The organism is Pseudomonas rhizoryzae, from assembly GCF_005250615.1.
Classification (GTDB): Bacteria; Pseudomonadota; Gammaproteobacteria; order Pseudomonadales; family Pseudomonadaceae; genus Chryseomonas; species Chryseomonas rhizoryzae.
This window is the reverse complement of record NZ_SULM01000009.1, coordinates 242,743-259,265: the sequence shown is the minus strand read 5'-3', so window position 1 is coordinate 259,265 and position 16,523 is coordinate 242,743. Positions and strand designations below refer to the sequence as shown.

The following is a 16,523-nucleotide window of genomic DNA, read 5'->3' as shown; positions in this document are numbered from 1 at the left end:
TCAGCGGATCTTGAAGGTCAGGCTACCGGTCACCGGATGGGTATCCGCCGAGACGGCGCGCCAATCGACCCGGTAGCTGCCTTCCGCCAGGGGCGTAGCGGGGGTGATCAGCATGACCTTGGGATCGCTGGTACCGGAGACGGTCGCCTTGACCGGCATCGGCGGGTGCTCCATGCCGGGCATGGCGGTCATGCTGAGCTTGGCACCAGAGAACTGGCTGACCAGGTTCTCGGAGAAGTGCAGTTCGATACGCGTGGGGGCGGCCCCTTCGCTGCGGTCGGCCGGGGTGGCGGAGAGCAGCTTGGGATGGGCCAGCGCCGCGGTACCTAGGCCCGACAGCAGGAGGACGGCGAGCGTCCGCAGCAGGGGATTGGACATGGAAACTCCTTGTAGGGGTTGAGCCGAGCGAGAGGAAGGTAAGCCTTAGAACCAGAAACGCAGGCCGAGCACCAGGCGGGTATCGCTGCGTTCCGCGCCTTCCTCCCGGGCCAGCCGGGCGGTCTCGCCGTGGCTACGATTCCAGGTCACACCGACATAGGGCGCGAATTCCCGGCGAATCTCGTAGCGCAGGCGCAGGCCCACTTCGGTTTCCGCCAGCCCCGCGCCGACGCCGCGGCGGGGATCGTCCCGGCCATAGAGATCCACCTCGACGGAGGGCTGCAGGATCAGCCGATTGGTCAGCAGGAGGTCGTATTCGCCTTTCAGACGCAGCGCGGTCTGGCCGCCTTCGCCGAGGAAGGCGGTGGCTTCGGTCTCGAAGTTGTACAGCGCCAGTCCCTGCAGGCCGAGGGCGGCCCAGGTCTGCGCCGGACCGGGTTTGAAGTCCTGGCGGAGCCCGCCCACCACGTCCCACCAGGGGCTGATGGCATGGCCCCAGAGCGCCTGGATTTCCGCCGATTCGGTGACGCCGCGGCTGCGCTCGCCTTCCGAGCGCAGCCATAGCCGGTCGATGTCGCCGCCGACCCAGCCCTTGAGATCCCAATTCAGGGCGCTGCCTTCAGCGGCGTCCTGCCATTCCAATCGGTCGACCAGCAGCAGACTGTTCAGGGCCTTGTCGTGCACGGCGTGCCCGTGGCCACCCTGGTAGACCGCCGCCCGGTCGGCATCGGTAAGGGCCGGGATGGGCGTGCGACTACGCAAGGTCGCCGGGGCTTTGGCGTGGTCCATGCCCTGCATCTGGGAGTGATCCATGCCCTGCATCTGGGAGTGATCCATGCCCTGCATCTGGGAGTGATCCATGCCCTGCATCTGGGAGTGATCCATGCCCTGCATCTGGGAGTGATCCATGCCCTGCATCTGGGAATGGTCCATGCCCTGCATTTGGGAATGGTCCATGCCCTGCATTTGGGAATGGTCCATCCCCTGCATCTGGGAATGGTCCATGCCTTGCATCTGGGAGTGATCCATCCCCTGCATCCCGCCCTGGCCGTCGACGGCGAAGGCGTTGCCGGACAGCACCAGCAGGGCGGTAGCGATCAGCGGGCTCGGGCGGCGCAGGCGAACATGGCTGCTCATGGCTTCATTCCTCCACCCGGACTTCGCGGAACATGCCCATTTCCATGTGATAGAGCAGGTGACAGTGATAGGCCCAGCGCCCAAGGGCGTCGGCGGTAACGCGATAGCTGCGGCGCGCGCCCGGTGGCATGTCGATGGTGTGCTTGCGCACCTGGAAATTGCCGTGCTCGTCTTCCAGATCGCTCCAGAGACCGTGCAGATGGATGGGGTGGGTCATCATGGTGTCGTTCACCAGCACGATCCTCACCCTTTCGCCATAGGTGAGGCGCAGGGGCTCGGCATCGGAGAACTTGATGCCGTCGAACGACCAGGCGAACTTCTCCATATGGCCGGTGAGATGGAGTTCGATAGTACGACCCGGCTCGCGCCCGTCCGGATCTTCAAAGCGGCTGCGCAGGTCGGCGTAGGTCAGCACCCGGCGACCGTTGTCGCGCAGGCCGATGCCGGGGTCGTCGAGCTTCGGTGCGGTCATCATCGCCTGCATGTCGACCAGGGGATTGTCGGTCTCGCTGGCGGGATGGGTCTGGACCTGCATGCCGCCGCCCGCCGCCTGGCCATGACCCTCGTGGCCGGACGCCATGGCCGCCATCCCATGACCACCATGACCGCCGTGCGCCATGCCCATGTCGGCCATGGTCAGTAGTGGCCGTGGGTCCAGCGGCGGAACCGGGGCGACCAGGCCCTCGCGCACCGCCAGGGTGCCGCGGGCATAGCCGGTGCGATCCATGGCCTGGGCGAAGACGGTGTAGGCCTCGGCCACCGGCTCGACGATGACGTCGTAGGTCTCCGCCACCGCGATGCGAAATTCCTCGACCTCGACCGGCTCGACGTACAGACCGTCCGCCGCGACCACGGTCATCTTCAGGCCGGGGATGCGGATATCGAAGTAGCTCATGGCCGAGCCGTTGATGAAGCGGAGTCGCAATTTCTCGCCGGGGCGGAACAGCCCGGTCCAGTTTCGCGCGGGCGCCTGGCCATTGAGCAGGTAGGTGTAGGTGGCACCGTTGACGTCGGCGATGTCGGTGGGATTCATCTTCATTTCCGCCCACATCTTGCGGTCGGCCAGGGTCGCCGCCCAGCCGTCCTGCGCCACGTCGTCGATGAAATCGCCCACCGTTCTTTTGTGGAAGTTGTAGTAGTCGGCCTGCTTCTTCAGGGTACGCATCAGCGCCGCCGGGTCTTCGTCGGTCCAGTCGGTGAGCATCAGCACCAGATCCCGGTCGTACTGGAAGGGCTCGGGTTCCTTGGCCTCGATGACCAGTGGACCGTAGACCCCTTGCTGTTCCTGGAAGCCCGAGTGGCTGTGATACCAATAGGTGCCGTTCTGCTTGAGGGTGAAGCGGTAGACATAGGTGCCGCCGGGTTCGATACCGGCGAAGCTCAGGCCTGGCACCCCGTCCATGTTGGGTGGCAGGATGATGCCGTGCCAGTGGATGGAGGTCGGGGCGGTCAACCGGTTGCGCACCCTCAGGGTGACGGTATCGCCTTCCTTGAAGCGCAGCAGCGGACCGGGCAGGCCGCCGTTGATCGCCATGGCCGTACGCGGCGTGCCGGTGATGTTGACCGGCAACTCGTCGATGGCCAGTTCGACGTGGGTGCCGGTCAAGCTGTCGAGACCAGGGGTGGCCCAGGCCGGTGCGCGCCACAGGCCGAGGCCGCCGAGCGCGCCGGTGGCAGCCAGGCCCTTGACGAAGGTACGACGAGACAGGTGGCGAGGCATGGCGCGCTATTCCAGATGACGAGAGAGCAGGACGGTCGCGCTCGGTTAGGCGACCCGGGCCAACTCTGGCATAGCGGGGCGGGGGGTGCGATTACAGTTGTGTAAGGTTGGCCGGCTGGCTCAGTCGCGCAACGGCTTGGCCAGGATCCGCGACTGGCCGTGGAAGTCCTGGCGCGCATAGAAGGCCTGGGCGTCCCGGTTGAATTCCATGACTTCCAGGCGCAGTTCGTCGGCGTCGTTGGCCTTGGCCCAGGCCTCGACCTGGGCCAGCAGGCGGGCGCCCACGCCGTGGCGTCTGTGGCTGGCGGCCACCACCAGGGTACCGATCCGGCAGAGGACCAGGGGTTGCAGGAAGGAAATCCCCCGGGTATCGGACAGGCGCGCGGTGACGAAGCCCACTAGCTCGTCGCGCTGCTCGGCGACGAACAGGACGCCATCCTCGGGCTCCAGTTGCGCCGCCCAATAGTCCTGGTCGCGCCAGCCGCCCGAGGGCGTGGCGAAGGTCTCCGGTGCCTGCTCGTGGTGGTGTTCGGCCAGTTGTTCAGCCAGGGTGCAGATAGCGGCAAGGTCGGTGACGACGGCAGGGCGGATACGCAAGAGCGGTGCTCGCAACGGGAAGTGACCTTTCACCTTACGCCCCGTGGCGCGGGTCAGGAAGCCTGGGCATCCGCGTCGAGTTGGCCATACCAGTCGGCGTAGGGCGTGTTCTTCGCCAGATGGCGGTTGTAGTCGGGTGCGCCGTCGGTCCACCAGACCGGTCCGCGTTCGCCCAGGGCGCGCTTGGCGGCGTCCACCGTAGCGCGGGCCGCACGCAGGGCTGCCGCGTCGTCCTGGCGCTTGGCAGTGCCCACCTGGCGGCGGGCCTCCATCAGCTCGTGAGTCAGTGCCGCGCGGCGGTCGCTGGGCAAGGTGGGATCGGTGCAGCGCCACAGCCGGCCCCTGACCACGAAGTAGCGTCCGTCCGGAGTGATGGGGTAGCGCATGGGCAGGCCTCGGTTCAGTCGTCGATGTCGAGCAGGGCGCGGCAGTCCGGATAATTCGAGCAGGCCCAGAATTCCCGGCCCTGGTGGCGACCGCTGCGGGCGCGGCGACGGACCATGGGCGCCTGGCATTCGGGGCACTCCGGGGCCAGGGCCTGGCTGGCGGCGGCCGCCCGGTGGCGCGGACGTCGACCGCCGAACACGGCCTCTCGCACGGCGCTGGCGGAATAGCGTGCGGCGGCGGGGATCTCCACCAGGCGTAACTGGGCCGCCTCGCACACCGAACGGACGAAGCGATCCCGTTGCTGGCGGTGGCGTTGCAGGTGCGAACGGTCGTTGAGTTCGACCACCGCGTGCACGGCAAGGTCGTCGCGGCGGCAGATGGCGAAGTCGAAGTGCTTGGCATTGATGCGGTTCTGCGCGACCAGGTACCGGCGCCGATCACGCAGCGGCAGGGTCTGGACCACGTCGGCGATGCGCACCTTGCCGAACACCCGGTAATCGTCGCCCACGGCTTCGTCGAGCACGGCGAGAAAGGCTTGTTCGGCGGGGGTGAAGAGGGCTTCGACCTGACGATAGGGAAAGGCGGCCTGACGACGGCGTTGCCACCACCAGGATGCCCCGAGCAACACCAGTCCGGCCAGGACCAGCAGGGGCAGGTAACGCTCGTACATCGTGAACTCCAACAGCGGGGCGCCATGATAGTGAGTTCTGGCGCGGGGCGGCAGCGCTGGCGACGAAGCGTCAGTCGTGCCGCGGCAGCTGGCGCTGCAGGTCGTCCAGGCGCAGCAGGGTCATGGACTTGAGACAGCTCAGGTACTGCAGCTGCTGCATGGCGCCACTGAAACCGCGAGTGGCGGTGGCGCAACGGGGGGCGCGGTCGTCCTGCCAAAGCTTTTGCAGGCGTTCGACATTGGCGCGCTGGGCGGGTTGGGTGGCCGCCAGCCGCCGGGCGTAGGCCTCGTCGAGGCGGGTCTCGGCCGCGGTCAGGTCGAGGGCGGCGCAGGCGGCCAACTGGGAGTCGTTACCCTGCCGATCACAGGCGACCGGGGTCTTGTCAGCGGCGAACGTAGCGCTCGCTAGCAGCAGGCCGAGGAGCAGGGCGGGTAGGTGAGAAGCGGTCATGGAGGATGGCGATAGCGGCGGCGGTAGTCCTAGACTGCCGCAAAGAGCGGGCGCTCACCAGGCACCGCCGGTCTCCTGCTGATCGCCCTGGGTGTCGCGGAAGCTACGCACCTGCTCCAGCAACCAGGCGATCCAGCGCTGCACCGGCGCCTCCACCGGCCCCTTGGGCAACACCAAGAAGTAGGCCTGGGGCGAGAGCTGATTGAAGCGGTCCGGCAGCGGGCGGACCAGGGCGCCGCTGGCCAGCAGCCGCTGGGCCAGTACGCAGCCGCCGAGCGCCACGCCCTTGCCCGCCGCCGCCTGTTGCAGGGCCATGCCGCTCAGCGAATAACGCGGTCCGCGCAGCCCCTCGGAGAGCTCGACGTGCTGGCTGGCGAACCAGTCCTGCCAGGCGTTGAATCTGCTGCTGGGCCGACCCGCCCGCCAGCCGCCCGGCCATTCGGCGTGCAGCAGCGGATAGTCGAGCAAGGCCGCGGGTTCGGCAAGCGGGGCGGTGATCAGCGCCGGGCTGCAGACCGGAAAGATCCACTCCCTTAGCAGCAGCCGGGTCTCGCCATCCTGCCAGTCCCCGCGGCCATAGCGGATCGCCGCCTGGGCACCGCCCTCGGTGCCGAGGGGGACGATGGCCGAGGAGGCGTCGAGAAAGACCTCGATATCGGGATGCTGGCGCTGGAAGTCTTCCAGGCGTGGCAACAGCCACTCCTGGCCGAAGGTGGGCGGCGCGCTGACGGTCAGCACGCTGCTCTTGAGCCGCGCCCGAGCCACGGCGCGGGTCAGGCCGTCGAGGTGGGGCGCGATCTCTGCGGCCAGGGCGCGCCCCTGCACGGTCAGACGTACCCCCTGGGGCAGGCGCTCGAACAGGGTCTGGCCCAGCTCTTCCTCCAACAGGCGGATCTGCCGGCTGATGGCCCCGGCGGTGACGTGCAGCTCGTCCGCCGCCTTGGCGAAGTGCTGGTGGCGGGCGGCGGCAGCGAACGCACGGAGGGCGTTGAGGGGGAGGGCGGTGGTCATGAGCCTTAGTTTTCCTGAGCCTGACGCCCATTAAACATCGTTTGTCTGACCAGTTCAGCCACCCTCACCATGCGGGCGTTGGATTTTCTGGAGCAGCGCTCATGCGTAAAGAACTCGATGCCCCCGCGGTGTTGCTGATGCTGGTGCTCTGCCTGGTGTGGGGGCTACAGCAGACCGCGATCAAGGCCATCGCCGAGCAGGTGGATCCGCTGCTGCAGATCGGCTGGCGCTCGCTGCTGGCTGCCGGGCTGCTCTATGGCATGGCGCGCTGGCGCGGCATCCGCTGCCTGGGACGGGACCAGACGCTGGTGCCCGGTCTGCTGGCCGGTTCGCTGTTCGCCCTGGAATTCCTCTGCATGGCGGTAGGCCTGAAATACACCAGCGCCGCGCACATGGTGGTGTTCATCTATACCGCACCGCTGTTCGCCGCCTGCGGCCTGCACTGGCTGGTGCCGGGGGAGCGGCTGTCGTCGCGCCAGTGGCTGGGTATCGCCCTGGCCGCGAGTGGGGTGGTCTGCGCCTTCCTGATCGGCCAGCCGAGCGGCGCGACGAGCTGGCGGGGTGATCTGATTGGCCTGGTCGGCGGTGCCGCCTGGGGCGCCACCACGGTGCTGATCCGCCGCAGCGCCCTGGCCGAGGCGCCGCCGCTGCGCACCCTGTTCTATCAACTCGGGGTGACCGGGGTGGTGCTGCTGGCCCTGGCCCTGCCGCTCGGCAAGCGGCTCGATCTGGCCGGGCTGGATTCCCTGGCCTGGTCGAGTCTGGCGTTCCAGGTGTTCATCGTCGCGGGGGCGAGTCTGCTCGGCTGGTTCGTGCTACTCAGTCGCTATCGCGCTGCGCCGCTGGGCGTGCTGACCCTGCTGACGCCGCTGTTCGGCGTGCTGATGGGCGTCTGGCTGCTGCACGAAACACCGGGCCCCGGTTTCCTCACGGGGGCTGCCCTGGTGCTCAGCGGTCTGCTGATCGTCAGCTATCCTTCCCGCTCGCGAGTGGCGTCCCGCTGATTCGCCTGGCTTCGAGAGTCCGATGTCGTCCACCCCGCTGAATCCCTGGCTGCTGCGCCTCATCCCGCTGGTCTTCCTCGCCCTCTGGTCCGCCGGCTTCGCCGTCTCCAAGGTGGGCCTCGCCTATGCGCCGCCGTTCACCATCCTGACGATGCGCTATGCGCTGGCCTTCAGCGTGCTGCTGGTGGCCTTCCTCATCCTCCGCCCGCCACTGCCGCGCACGCGCCGGGAGTGGGCGAATCTTGCCGTGGTCGGCTTCTTGATCCAGGGCGTCTATTTCGGCATGAGCTATGGCGCCCTGGTGCTGGGCGCCTCGGCCAACGTGGTGGCCATGGTGGCCTCGCTGCAGCCGATCCTGGTCGCCCTGGGCGCGCCCCTGCTGGTCGGCGAGCGGGTGGCACCGCTGCAATGGCTGGGGCTGGCGCTGGGCCTGCTGGGCGCCATCGGGGTGATCCTGGCACGGGCCAGCGTCGCCTTGGAGTCCGGCCTGGGCATCCTGCTGGCGGTGGGCGCACTGCTGGGCATGACCAGCGCGGTGCTCTACGAAAAGCGCCTGGGCGTAGCCCAGCATCCGGTCACCAACAACCTGGTGCAATACAGCGTCGGCCTGGTCTGCTGCGCGCCGGTGGCGCTGCTGTTCGAGCACACCCCGGTGCACTGGGCACCGGCCTTCATTGGCGCCCTGGCCTACCTGGTCCTGGCCAATTCGCTGCTGGCCATCAGCCTGCTGGTATGGATGATCCGCGCCGGCGAGGCGGCACGCGTCAGCGCGCTGTTCTTCTGCGTCCCGCCGGGCGCCGCCCTGAGCGCCTGGCTGCTGCTGGGCGAGACCCTGCCGCCGCTGGCCTGGGTGGCCATGGTCATCGCCATCGGTGGGGTGCTGCTGGCGACGCGTACGGGCCGCAGGGTGGCGCCCTGACCATTAGGCCATCCGCAGCCCCGCCAGCACCTTGTCCACCGTCAGCGGATAGTCGCGGATGCGCACCCCGCAGGCGTTGTAGACGGCGTTGGTGAGAGACGCTCCGGCGCCGCAGATGCCCAGTTCGCCGACACCCTTGATCTTCAGCGGATTGGCCTTGTCGTCCACTTCCGGCAGGAAGTAGGCCTCGATGGCGGGGATGTCCAGGTGGCTGGGGTAGTGGTAGTCGGCCAGGTCGTGGTTGACGAAGTGGCCATGGCGGGTATCGATCACGCCCTCTTCGTGCAGGGCGCTGCCCACGCCCCAGATCATCCCGCCGAGCATCTGCGAGTGGGCGGTCTTCTCGTTGAGAATGCGCCCGGCAGCGAACACCCCGAGCATGCGCCGCAGGCGGATCTCGCCGGTGATGGCATGCACCCCCACCTCGGCGAAGAAGGCGCCATAGCCTTGCTGGGAATAGTCCTTGAGGGTCTGCCCGGGCTTGATTTCGCCGATGGCCTGGAGATCGTGCTCGCGCGCCAGTTCGGCGAGGTCGCGGCTGCCGTTGTCGGCGATCAGCCGGCCGCCGACGAAGCGCGCGCTGGCGGGGTCCAGGCCGGCTGCCTCAGCTGCTTTCAAGCGCAGGTTCTCGCAGGCGACATACACCGAGGAACCGGAACTGGCGGCGCCGAAGGAGCCACCGGAGCCAGCGCCGGCGGGATCGTCGCTGTCGCCGAGAAGCACCTTGACCCGCTCCACCGGCAGCCCGAGGGATTCGCCGGCGATCTGCGCCAGGATGGTGTAGGTCCCGGTGCCGATATCGGTCATGGAGGTCTTCACCGTCGCGGTGCCGTCGGCCTCCAGCCGTACCCCGGCCTGGGACGGGCGCATGACATTGGCGCGGCTGGCGGCGGCCATGCCCATCCCGACCAGCCAGTCACCGTCGCGGACCTGTCCCGGCTTGGCGTTGCGCCTGTTCCAGCCGAAGCGGCGGGCGCCTTCCTGCATGCAGTCCACCAGCTTGCGGGTGGAGAAGGGGATGTGTTTTTCCGGGTCCTGGCTGGGTTCGTTGCGCAGGCGCAGCTCGATGGGGTCGAGATCGAGCATGACCGCCAGTTCGTCCATGGCGCTCTCGCTGGCGAGCATGCCCACGGCTTCGCCGGGTGCGCGGCAAGAGCCTGACTCGGGCAGGTCCAGCTCGACCATGCGGTGCGCTACCAGGCGGTCGTCACCGGCATAGAGGGTGCGCGAGGAGAGCCCGGTGGGTTCGTAGTAGGTCAGGCCGCGAGCGGAGTGGGACCAGCCTTCGTGGGCCATGGCCAGGATGCGGCCGTTGCCATCGGCGCCCAGGCGGATGCGTTGCACCGTGGCCGAGCGGTGGTCGGTGATCTGGAACATCTGCTGGCGGGTGAGGGTGACCTTGACCGGGCGACCGATGGCCCGGGCCGCCATGGCGCCAATCAGCGCATCGGCATAGATCGGCAACTTGCCGCCGAAGCCGCCACCGATATAGCGCGCCACGATGCGCACGTTTTCCTTAGGCAGCTGCAGGGTGTTGGCCACGCAACTCTGCGCCTGCTCGACGAACTGGGTGGAGCAATAGATCGTTACCCGGTCGCCGTCCCACTGGGCGAGGCTGGCGTGGGGCTCCATCTGCGCATGGATGTGGTAGGGCGTGGTGTAGCGCTCGTCGAGCTTGACCGGGGCACGGGCGAAGGCGGTATCGACATCGCCCGAGGCGGTGTCGGTGGGTTGGTCGGCATCCGGCGGCTTGACCGCCTGGCCGAGGTTGGCGGCTAGGTCGAAGACGCCCGGTTCGGCGGCATAGTCGATCTCCACCAGGGCCGCCGCCAGCCGTGCCTCCTCGAAACTCTCGGCGACCACGAAGGCCACCGGCTCGCCGAAATAGCGCACCTGGTCGCTGTCCAGATAGGGCTTAGGTCGGGTGAAGCGGCTGCTGTTGTCCGGCTCGCGGGCGGCCTGGCGCGGGGCGTTGCGATAGGTCAGGACGCTGAGCACACCGGGTGCGCTTTCCGCGGCCGAGGTGTCCAGCCGCGCGATACGGCCCTTGGCGATGGTGGCGCCGACGATGAAGCCGTAGGCGACGCGGTCATTGCGGAATTCGAAGCTATAGGGCGCCTGGCCGGTCACCTTGAGCAGGCCGTCGACGCGGTCGATGGGCTTGCCGATCAGGCCGCTGCGATTCTCGTCGATCAGGTTGCGGCCAGCGGGTTCATTCATTTCCATGGGGCTGTCCTCAGGCCTGTTGGCGGGCATCGGCGACGCCGGCGCGCAGGATGCGGCGGGTCAGCTCGAGCTTGAAGTCGTTGTGGCCATAGCCACGGGCGCCGGCCAGCAGGGCATCGCCCACCGCAGCCAGATCACTGTCCGCCGCCTGGCCGGCAAAGGCCTGGTCGGCCGCCGCCACGCGCCAGGGCTTGTGCGCCAAACCACCGAAGGCGGCGCGACCGCTGCGGATGCGGCTGCCGTCCAGCTCGACGATGGCCGCCATGGACACCAGGGCGAAGGCATAGGAGGCGCGGTCGCGCACCTTGCGATAGACCTGGATACCCGGTGGCGGTGGGGGCAGGGTGACGGCGGTGATGAGTTCGCCGGGTTGCAGCACCGTCTCGATCTGCGGGGTGTCCCCGGGCAGGCGATGGAAGTCGGCAATGGGAATGCGGCGGGTGCGACCAGTGGCCTCGCGGGTCTCCACCGTGGCGTCCAGCACCCGCATGGCCACCGCCATGTCGGAGGGGTGCACGGCGATGCACTGGTCGCTGGCGCCTATCACTGCGTTCATCCGGTTGAAGCCGCCCAGGGCCGCGCAACCACTGCCGGGCTGGCGTTTGTTGCAGGGCATGGCGGTGTTGTAGAAGTAGGAGCAGCGGGTGCGCTGCAGGAGATTGCCGCCGGTGGTGGCCTTGTTGCGCAGTTGCGCCGAGGCGCCGGCCAAGAGGGCACGCGACAGCACCGGATAGCGCTCGCGCACCCGGGCGTCGGCGGCCAGGGTGGAGTTGCGCACCAGGGTGCCGATGCGCAGGCCGCCGTCTCCGGTGGCGCTGATCTGGTCCAGCTTCAGGCGATTGATGTCCAGCACCTGGCTGGGCGTTTCGATCTCCAGCTTCATCAGGTCCAGCAGGTTGGTGCCGCCGGCGATGAAGCGGCTACCGGCCTTGGCCCCCTGGCGGCTGGCCTCGGCTTCGTTCTGCACGCGCTGATACTCGGCTTCGTTCTGCACGCGCTGATAGTCGAAGACCCTCATGCCTGGCCTCCCGCCATCTGGATGGCCGCGACAATGTTGGGATAGGCGCTGCAGCGGCAGAGGTTACCGCTCATGCGCTCGCGAATCTCTTCTTCACTGAGCTGCATCGGGCCGTCGAGGCGGGCCGAGACATGGCTGGGCATGCCGGCCTTGACCTCGTCCAGCAGGGCTACCGCCGAGCAGATCTGCCCCGGCGTGCAATAGCCGCACTGGAAGCCGTCCTTGGCCAGGAAGGCCGCCTGCATCGGATGCAGGCGCTCGGCATTGCCCAGGCCTTCGATGGTGGTGATGGCGTCGCCTTCGTGCATGGCGGCGAGGCTCAGACAGCTGTTGATGCGCTGGCCGTTCACCAGCACCGTGCAGGCACCGCACTGGCCATGGTCACAGCCCTTCTTGGTGCCGGTGAGGTGCAGGTTCTCGCGCAGGGCATCGAGCAGGGTGGTGCGGCTGTCGACCTTGAGCCGCCGCGCTTCGCCATTGATCTGCAAGGTCAGCGGCAGCAACTGCGGTAGCCGGGCGGCAATGGCCTTTGGGGTCAGGGGCGCGCCGCCGCTGGCCTGGGCGAAGGCATAGCCGGGAATGGCGCTGGTCGCTACCAGCACCGCGGAGGTGCCGAGGAACTGGCGCCGCGACAGGCGCCAGCGTGCATCGGAGTCGGAAGCCATGGGCGAATTCTCATCGTTAGGGGCGCATCACGGGAGTTCTGATGACTGCCCCCATGCCGATGGGGTTCAGGTCTCTATCGCGCTAACGGACCAAGGCCCTTTGCCAGATATGTCCATCTCTCGGGAAAAGGCTCTAACACGGGGCTTCAGCCGTTTCGCTGAGCAGGGCTCAACGTAACGTTGAATACCGCTGGGCAGGGGTGCTGAACCGCTACAGGTCGAGGGCAGTCCTTTACCTGAGGTGGCCTTTCGCTGCCACCGCCTGATTCCGACCACGGGGGCAATCTGCACCCCGCGGCCTTAACCGTGAGGTCCGCCATGAACGCCACCCCCGCGCGCCAGCTCCCGCCCCTGGCCGAACCCGAGTCCCATACCATCGCTCTGACCCTCAACGGCAAGCAGCTGCAACTCGCCGTCGAGCCCTGGACCACCCTGCTCGACCTGCTGCGCGATCATCTCGACCTGACCGGCACCAAGAAGGGCTGCGACCACGGCCAGTGCGGCGCCTGCACGGTGCTGGTCAACGGCACCCGCATCAACAGCTGCCTGGCCCTGGCGGTGATGCAGGACGGGGCCGAAGTCACCACCATCGAAGGCCTGGCCCAGGGCGACCAACTGCACCCCATGCAGGCTGCCTTCGTCGCCGAGGACGCCTTCCAGTGTGGCTACTGCACGCCCGGACAGATCTGTTCGGCCATCGGCATGCTCAAGGAAGGTCACGCCCACAGCGAAGCCGAGGTGGCCGAGCAGATGAGCGGCAACCTCTGCCGCTGCGGCGCCTACCGCAACATTCGCGCCGCCATCGAGCGGGCCCGTCCGGATTGCCAGCAAGGGGAGGGCCGCGAATGAACCGCTTCGGTTACGCCAAGCCCAATGCCGTCCCGGATGCCATCCGCCAGCACGGTCCCCAGACCCACTTCATCGCCGGCGGCACCAACCTGCTGGACCTGATGAAGGAAAATGTCGAACGCCCCGAACAGCTGATCGACGTCAACGGCCTGCCCCTGCGCGAGGTCGAGACCACTAGCGAAGGCGGTCTGCGCATCGGCGCTCTGGTGAAGAATGCCGAGGTGGCCTACCACCCTGAGGTGCAGCGCCGCTATCCGCTGCTGAGCAAGGCGATCCTTGCCGGCGCCTCGCCGCAACTGCGTAACATGGCCTCCACCGGCGGCAACCTGCTGCAGCGTACCCGTTGCTACTACTTCTATGACGTGGGCACCCCCTGCAACAAGCGCGAACCCGGCTCGGGGTGCGGGGCCCGCGAAGGGCAGAATCGCATCCACGCCATCCTTGGTCACAGCGAGCAGTGCATCGCTACCCATCCCTCGGACATGTGCGTGGCTTTGGCTGCGCTGGAGGCCCGCGTCGAGGTGAGCGGTCCGAACGGCGAGCGGGTCATCGACTTCGCCGACTTCCATCGCCTGCCCGGCGATACGCCCGAGCGTGACACCAACCTCGCGGCCGATGAACTCATCACCGCCGTGACCCTGCCGGCCGAGGGCCTGGCCGCTCACAGCGCCTACCTGAAGATCCGTGACCGCGCCTCCTATGCCTTCGCCCTGGTCTCGGTGGCGGCGGCGCTGGAATTGGACGGCGAGCGCATCAAGCAGGTCCGCGTCGCTCTCGGCGGTGTGGCGCACAAACCCTGGCGGCTGCCCGAGGCCGAGCAGGCCGTCGTCGGCCAGGTGGCGGACAAGGCCACCTTCGGCCAGCTGGCCGATCAGCTGCTGCAAGGCGCCCAGGGCTTCGCCCACAACGCCTTCAAGATCGAACTGGCCCGGCGCGCCATCGTGCGTGCCCTCACCGAAGCCGCCGGAGGTACCCTGCAATGACCGTCGTCCATCTGCAAAAAGCCGTTCCCCGCGTCGACGGTCCGCTCAAGGTCACCGGCCAGGCGCTCTATGCCGGCGAATTCAGCGTGCCGGACCTGGCCTTCGGCTTCGTGGTCAACGCCACCATCGCCAAGGGTCGCCTGCTCGACCTGGATGTCAGCGAGGCCCTGGCCCAGCCCGGGGTTATCGAGGTGCTCAGCCATCGTAATAGACCCAAGATGGCCAGCTACGACGAGAGCTACACCGACATGGACGCGGCGGACGGCAAGCCCTTCCGCCCGCTGTACAACGACCGCATCCTCTACAGCGGCCAGCCCATCGCCTTGGTGGTGGCCGAGACCTCCGAGGCCGCCCGCCACGCAGCGTCGCTGATCCGCGCTCGTTATAGCGAAGAAGACCACGCCACCGACCTGGCCAAGGCCCGCGACCAGGCCCACGAAGCGCCCATGGAGTTGCCGGCCAATCGCGGCGATGCCCCTGCGGCCTGGGCCGCGGCGCCCGTGCGCATCGAAGCTGAGTACCACTCCGCGGCGGAATTCCACAATCCCATGGAGATGCACGCCTCCACCGTCATCTACCACAAGGACGGCAAGCTGACGGTGCACGACAAGACCCAGGGCGTGCAGAACAGCGCCCAGTTCGTCAGCAGCATCTTCGGTTTGGGGGAAGGCGACGTGAAGGTCATCTCGCCCTTCGTCGGCGGCGCCTTCGGCTCCGGTCTGCGGCCGCAGTACCAACTGGTGCTGGCGACCATGGCCGCGCTGCAACTCAAGCGCTCGGTGCGGGTAACCCTGACCCGTCAGCAGATGTTCACCTTCGGTTACCGTCCCGAGACCTACCAGCAGGTCAAGCTCGCCTGTGACAGCGATGGCAAGCTGCAGGCCATCGACCACAGCGCCCTGGGCATCACCTCGCGCTTCGAAGACTTCACCGAGATGGTGCTGGTCTGGTCGGCGTCGCTCTATGCCTGCCCCAACGTCAAGCTGGGCTACCAATTGGCCGCGCTGGACGTCTACACCCCGCTGGACATGCGCGCCCCCGGCGCCGTGCTGGGCGTCTATGCCCTGGAAAGCGCCATGGACGAACTGGCCTATGCCGCCGACATCGATCCGTTGGAGTTGCGTATTCGTAACTTCACCGACGTCGATCCAGCCAAGGGCAAGCCCTATTCCAGCAAGGAGCTGCTGGAGTGCTATCGCCAGGCCGCCGACCGTTTCGGCTGGCAGCAGCGCAGCATGGCACCGCGCTCCATGCGCGACGGCAACCAACTGGTGGGCTGGGGTATGGCCACCGGCGTCTGGGAAGCCATGCAGCAACCGGCCACCGCCAAGGCGGTGATGAACATCGACGGCAGCCTGGTGGTGGCCAGCGCCACTGCCGATATCGGCACCGGCACCTACACGGTCATGACCCAGATCGCCGCCGAGAACCTCGGCCTGCCGCTGGACAAGGTCACCTTCAAATTGGGCGACTCCACCCTGCCCAAGGCGCCGCTGGAAGGCGGTTCCTTCACCGTGTCTTCCGTGGGCACCGCGGTGAAGCTGGCCTGCGACCAGCTGCGCCAGCAATTGCTGGATGCGGCCCAGTCGATGGACGACTCGCCGCTGGCCAAGGCTGAGCTGGACCAGGTGGTGTTCGCCGATGGCGGCATCAGTCTCAAGACCGATCCCGCCCAGCGTGTCGACTTCACCGCCATCCTCAAGGCCTCGGGGTCGCCGTCCATGGAAACCCTGGCCAGCGCCGAACCGGCGGAAGGGCGGGACGACTACGCCACCGGTACCCACTCGGCGGTGTTCGTCGAGGTCAAGGTGGACGAGGATTTCGGCAGCGTCCGAGTTAGCCGCGTGGTCACCGCCGTGGCGGCGGGGCGCATCCTCAACCTCAAGACTGGCGAGAACCAGGTGGCCGGCGGCATCGTCTGGGGCATCGGTATGGGCCTACAGGAAGAGGGCATGATGGACACCACTGAAGGCCGCTGGATGAACCACAGCCTGGCCGAGTACCACTTCCCGGTACAGGCGGATGTGCAGCAGCTGGAGGTCATCTTCGTCGAGGAGAAGGACGAGATCGTCAATCCGCTGGGCGCCAAGGGCATCGGCGAGATCGGTATCGTCGGGGTGGCCGCGGCCATCGCCAACGCCATCTTCCACGCCACCGGCAAGCGCGTGCGCGACCTGCCCATCACCCTCGATAAGGTGTTCGCCGACGAGTTGCTGCACTAGGCCCAAGGTCGGGTCATCTTGGGCTTCGATGATAGAGCCGTCTCAGCCCAACCTACGAGGCACCACCCCCGTAGGTTGTTGGGCTGAGCCCCGCGAGGCCTAACACGCCCAAGTCATGCCCGCCCCGTTGGGCTTCGACGATGGAGCTGTCTCAACCCAACCTACGAGACACCACCTCGTAGGGTGGTGCTGAGCGAAGCGAAGCCCAACATGCCCAGACCGAGCACTCCCTGTTGGGCTTCAACGGTGGAACTGTCTCAACCCAACCAACACCCCAATGAAAAAG

At 67.5% G+C, this 16,523-nt stretch carries 16 protein-coding genes; 5 read left to right on the top strand and 11 right to left on the bottom strand.

Annotation, left to right across the window (positions count from 1 at the left end; genetic code table 11):
• The 8 genes from copC to FAZ11_RS16850 form a co-directional block, all read right to left on the bottom strand.
• The gene (gene copC / locus FAZ11_RS16885; RefSeq protein WP_058774408.1) at positions 1–378 is read right to left on the bottom strand and encodes a copper homeostasis periplasmic binding protein CopC; all 378 of its coding nucleotides are present in this window, start codon (positions 376–378) and stop codon (positions 1–3) included.
• Between the two features lie 45 nt (positions 379–423).
• Positions 424–1,416, bottom strand: a complete 993-nt coding sequence (locus FAZ11_RS16880; RefSeq protein WP_241667487.1) for a copper resistance protein B — start codon at positions 1,414–1,416, stop codon at positions 424–426.
• Positions 1,417–1,519: 103 nt separating this feature from the next.
• Complete coding sequence (locus FAZ11_RS16875; RefSeq protein WP_058773412.1) at positions 1,520–3,235, bottom strand: copper resistance system multicopper oxidase; 1,716 nt, start codon at positions 3,233–3,235, stop codon at positions 1,520–1,522.
• Positions 3,236–3,355: 120 nt separating this feature from the next.
• Positions 3,356–3,832, bottom strand: a complete 477-nt coding sequence (locus FAZ11_RS16870) for a GNAT family N-acetyltransferase (protein ID WP_058760610.1) — start codon at positions 3,830–3,832, stop codon at positions 3,356–3,358.
• 53 nt (positions 3,833–3,885) lie between these two features.
• Positions 3,886–4,218, bottom strand: coding sequence for a hypothetical protein (locus tag FAZ11_RS16865; RefSeq protein WP_058773413.1), 333 nt, complete (start codon positions 4,216–4,218; stop codon positions 3,886–3,888).
• A gap of 14 nt (positions 4,219–4,232) precedes the next feature.
• Positions 4,233–4,889 (bottom strand): DUF2726 domain-containing protein, encoded by a 657-nt coding sequence (locus FAZ11_RS16860; RefSeq protein WP_058760608.1) that lies wholly within the window; start codon positions 4,887–4,889, stop codon positions 4,233–4,235.
• Positions 4,890–4,959: 70 nt separating this feature from the next.
• Complete coding sequence (locus FAZ11_RS16855) at positions 4,960–5,340, bottom strand: lysozyme inhibitor LprI family protein (protein WP_058773414.1); 381 nt, start codon at positions 5,338–5,340, stop codon at positions 4,960–4,962.
• A 54-nt stretch (positions 5,341–5,394) separates the two neighbouring features.
• Positions 5,395–6,351 (bottom strand): LysR substrate-binding domain-containing protein, encoded by a 957-nt coding sequence (locus FAZ11_RS16850; protein WP_058773415.1) that lies wholly within the window; start codon positions 6,349–6,351, stop codon positions 5,395–5,397.
• Between the two features lie 101 nt (positions 6,352–6,452).
• Here FAZ11_RS16850 and FAZ11_RS16845 point away from each other — a divergent pair, with 101 nt between their 5' ends.
• Together FAZ11_RS16845 and FAZ11_RS16840 are read left to right on the top strand one after the other, a co-directional pair.
• On the top strand, positions 6,453–7,355 hold the full coding sequence (locus tag FAZ11_RS16845; protein ID WP_058773416.1) for a DMT family transporter: 903 nt from the start codon (positions 6,453–6,455) through the stop codon (positions 7,353–7,355).
• 22 nt (positions 7,356–7,377) lie between these two features.
• Complete coding sequence (locus FAZ11_RS16840; protein ID WP_058773417.1) at positions 7,378–8,274, top strand: DMT family transporter; 897 nt, start codon at positions 7,378–7,380, stop codon at positions 8,272–8,274.
• Between the two features lie 3 nt (positions 8,275–8,277).
• On the opposite strand, the gene FAZ11_RS16835 is transcribed toward FAZ11_RS16840, so the two are convergent.
• From FAZ11_RS16835 to paoA, 3 genes are read right to left on the bottom strand one after another with little or no spacing between them, the layout of a single operon-like run.
• The gene (locus tag FAZ11_RS16835; protein WP_058773418.1) at positions 8,278–10,500 is read right to left on the bottom strand and encodes a xanthine dehydrogenase family protein molybdopterin-binding subunit; all 2,223 of its coding nucleotides are present in this window, start codon (positions 10,498–10,500) and stop codon (positions 8,278–8,280) included.
• Positions 10,501–10,510: 10 nt separating this feature from the next.
• Positions 10,511–11,518, bottom strand: coding sequence for an FAD binding domain-containing protein (locus tag FAZ11_RS16830; RefSeq protein WP_058773419.1), 1,008 nt, complete (start codon positions 11,516–11,518; stop codon positions 10,511–10,513).
• Positions 11,515–12,183 (bottom strand): aldehyde dehydrogenase iron-sulfur subunit PaoA, encoded by a 669-nt coding sequence (paoA, locus tag FAZ11_RS16825; RefSeq protein ID WP_058760601.1) that lies wholly within the window; start codon positions 12,181–12,183, stop codon positions 11,515–11,517. The genes FAZ11_RS16830 and paoA overlap by 4 nt, the downstream gene beginning before the upstream one ends.
• Before the next feature lie 318 nt (positions 12,184–12,501).
• Between paoA and FAZ11_RS16820 the strand changes: the two genes are divergently transcribed.
• From FAZ11_RS16820 to FAZ11_RS16810, 3 genes are read left to right on the top strand one after another with little or no spacing between them, the layout of a single operon-like run.
• Positions 12,502–13,032, top strand: a complete 531-nt coding sequence (locus FAZ11_RS16820; RefSeq protein ID WP_058760600.1) for a (2Fe-2S)-binding protein — start codon at positions 12,502–12,504, stop codon at positions 13,030–13,032.
• Positions 13,029–14,015, top strand: a complete 987-nt coding sequence (locus FAZ11_RS16815) for an FAD binding domain-containing protein (RefSeq protein ID WP_058773420.1) — start codon at positions 13,029–13,031, stop codon at positions 14,013–14,015. Before FAZ11_RS16820 ends, FAZ11_RS16815 begins: the two co-directional genes overlap by 4 nt.
• Positions 14,012–16,237 carry a xanthine dehydrogenase family protein molybdopterin-binding subunit gene (locus tag FAZ11_RS16810; protein WP_058773421.1) on the top strand — a complete coding sequence of 742 codons (2,226 nt, stop codon included), beginning with the start codon at positions 14,012–14,014 and terminating at the stop codon, positions 16,235–16,237. The genes FAZ11_RS16815 and FAZ11_RS16810 overlap by 4 nt, the downstream gene beginning before the upstream one ends.
• Positions 16,238–16,523 lie beyond the last annotated feature (286 nt).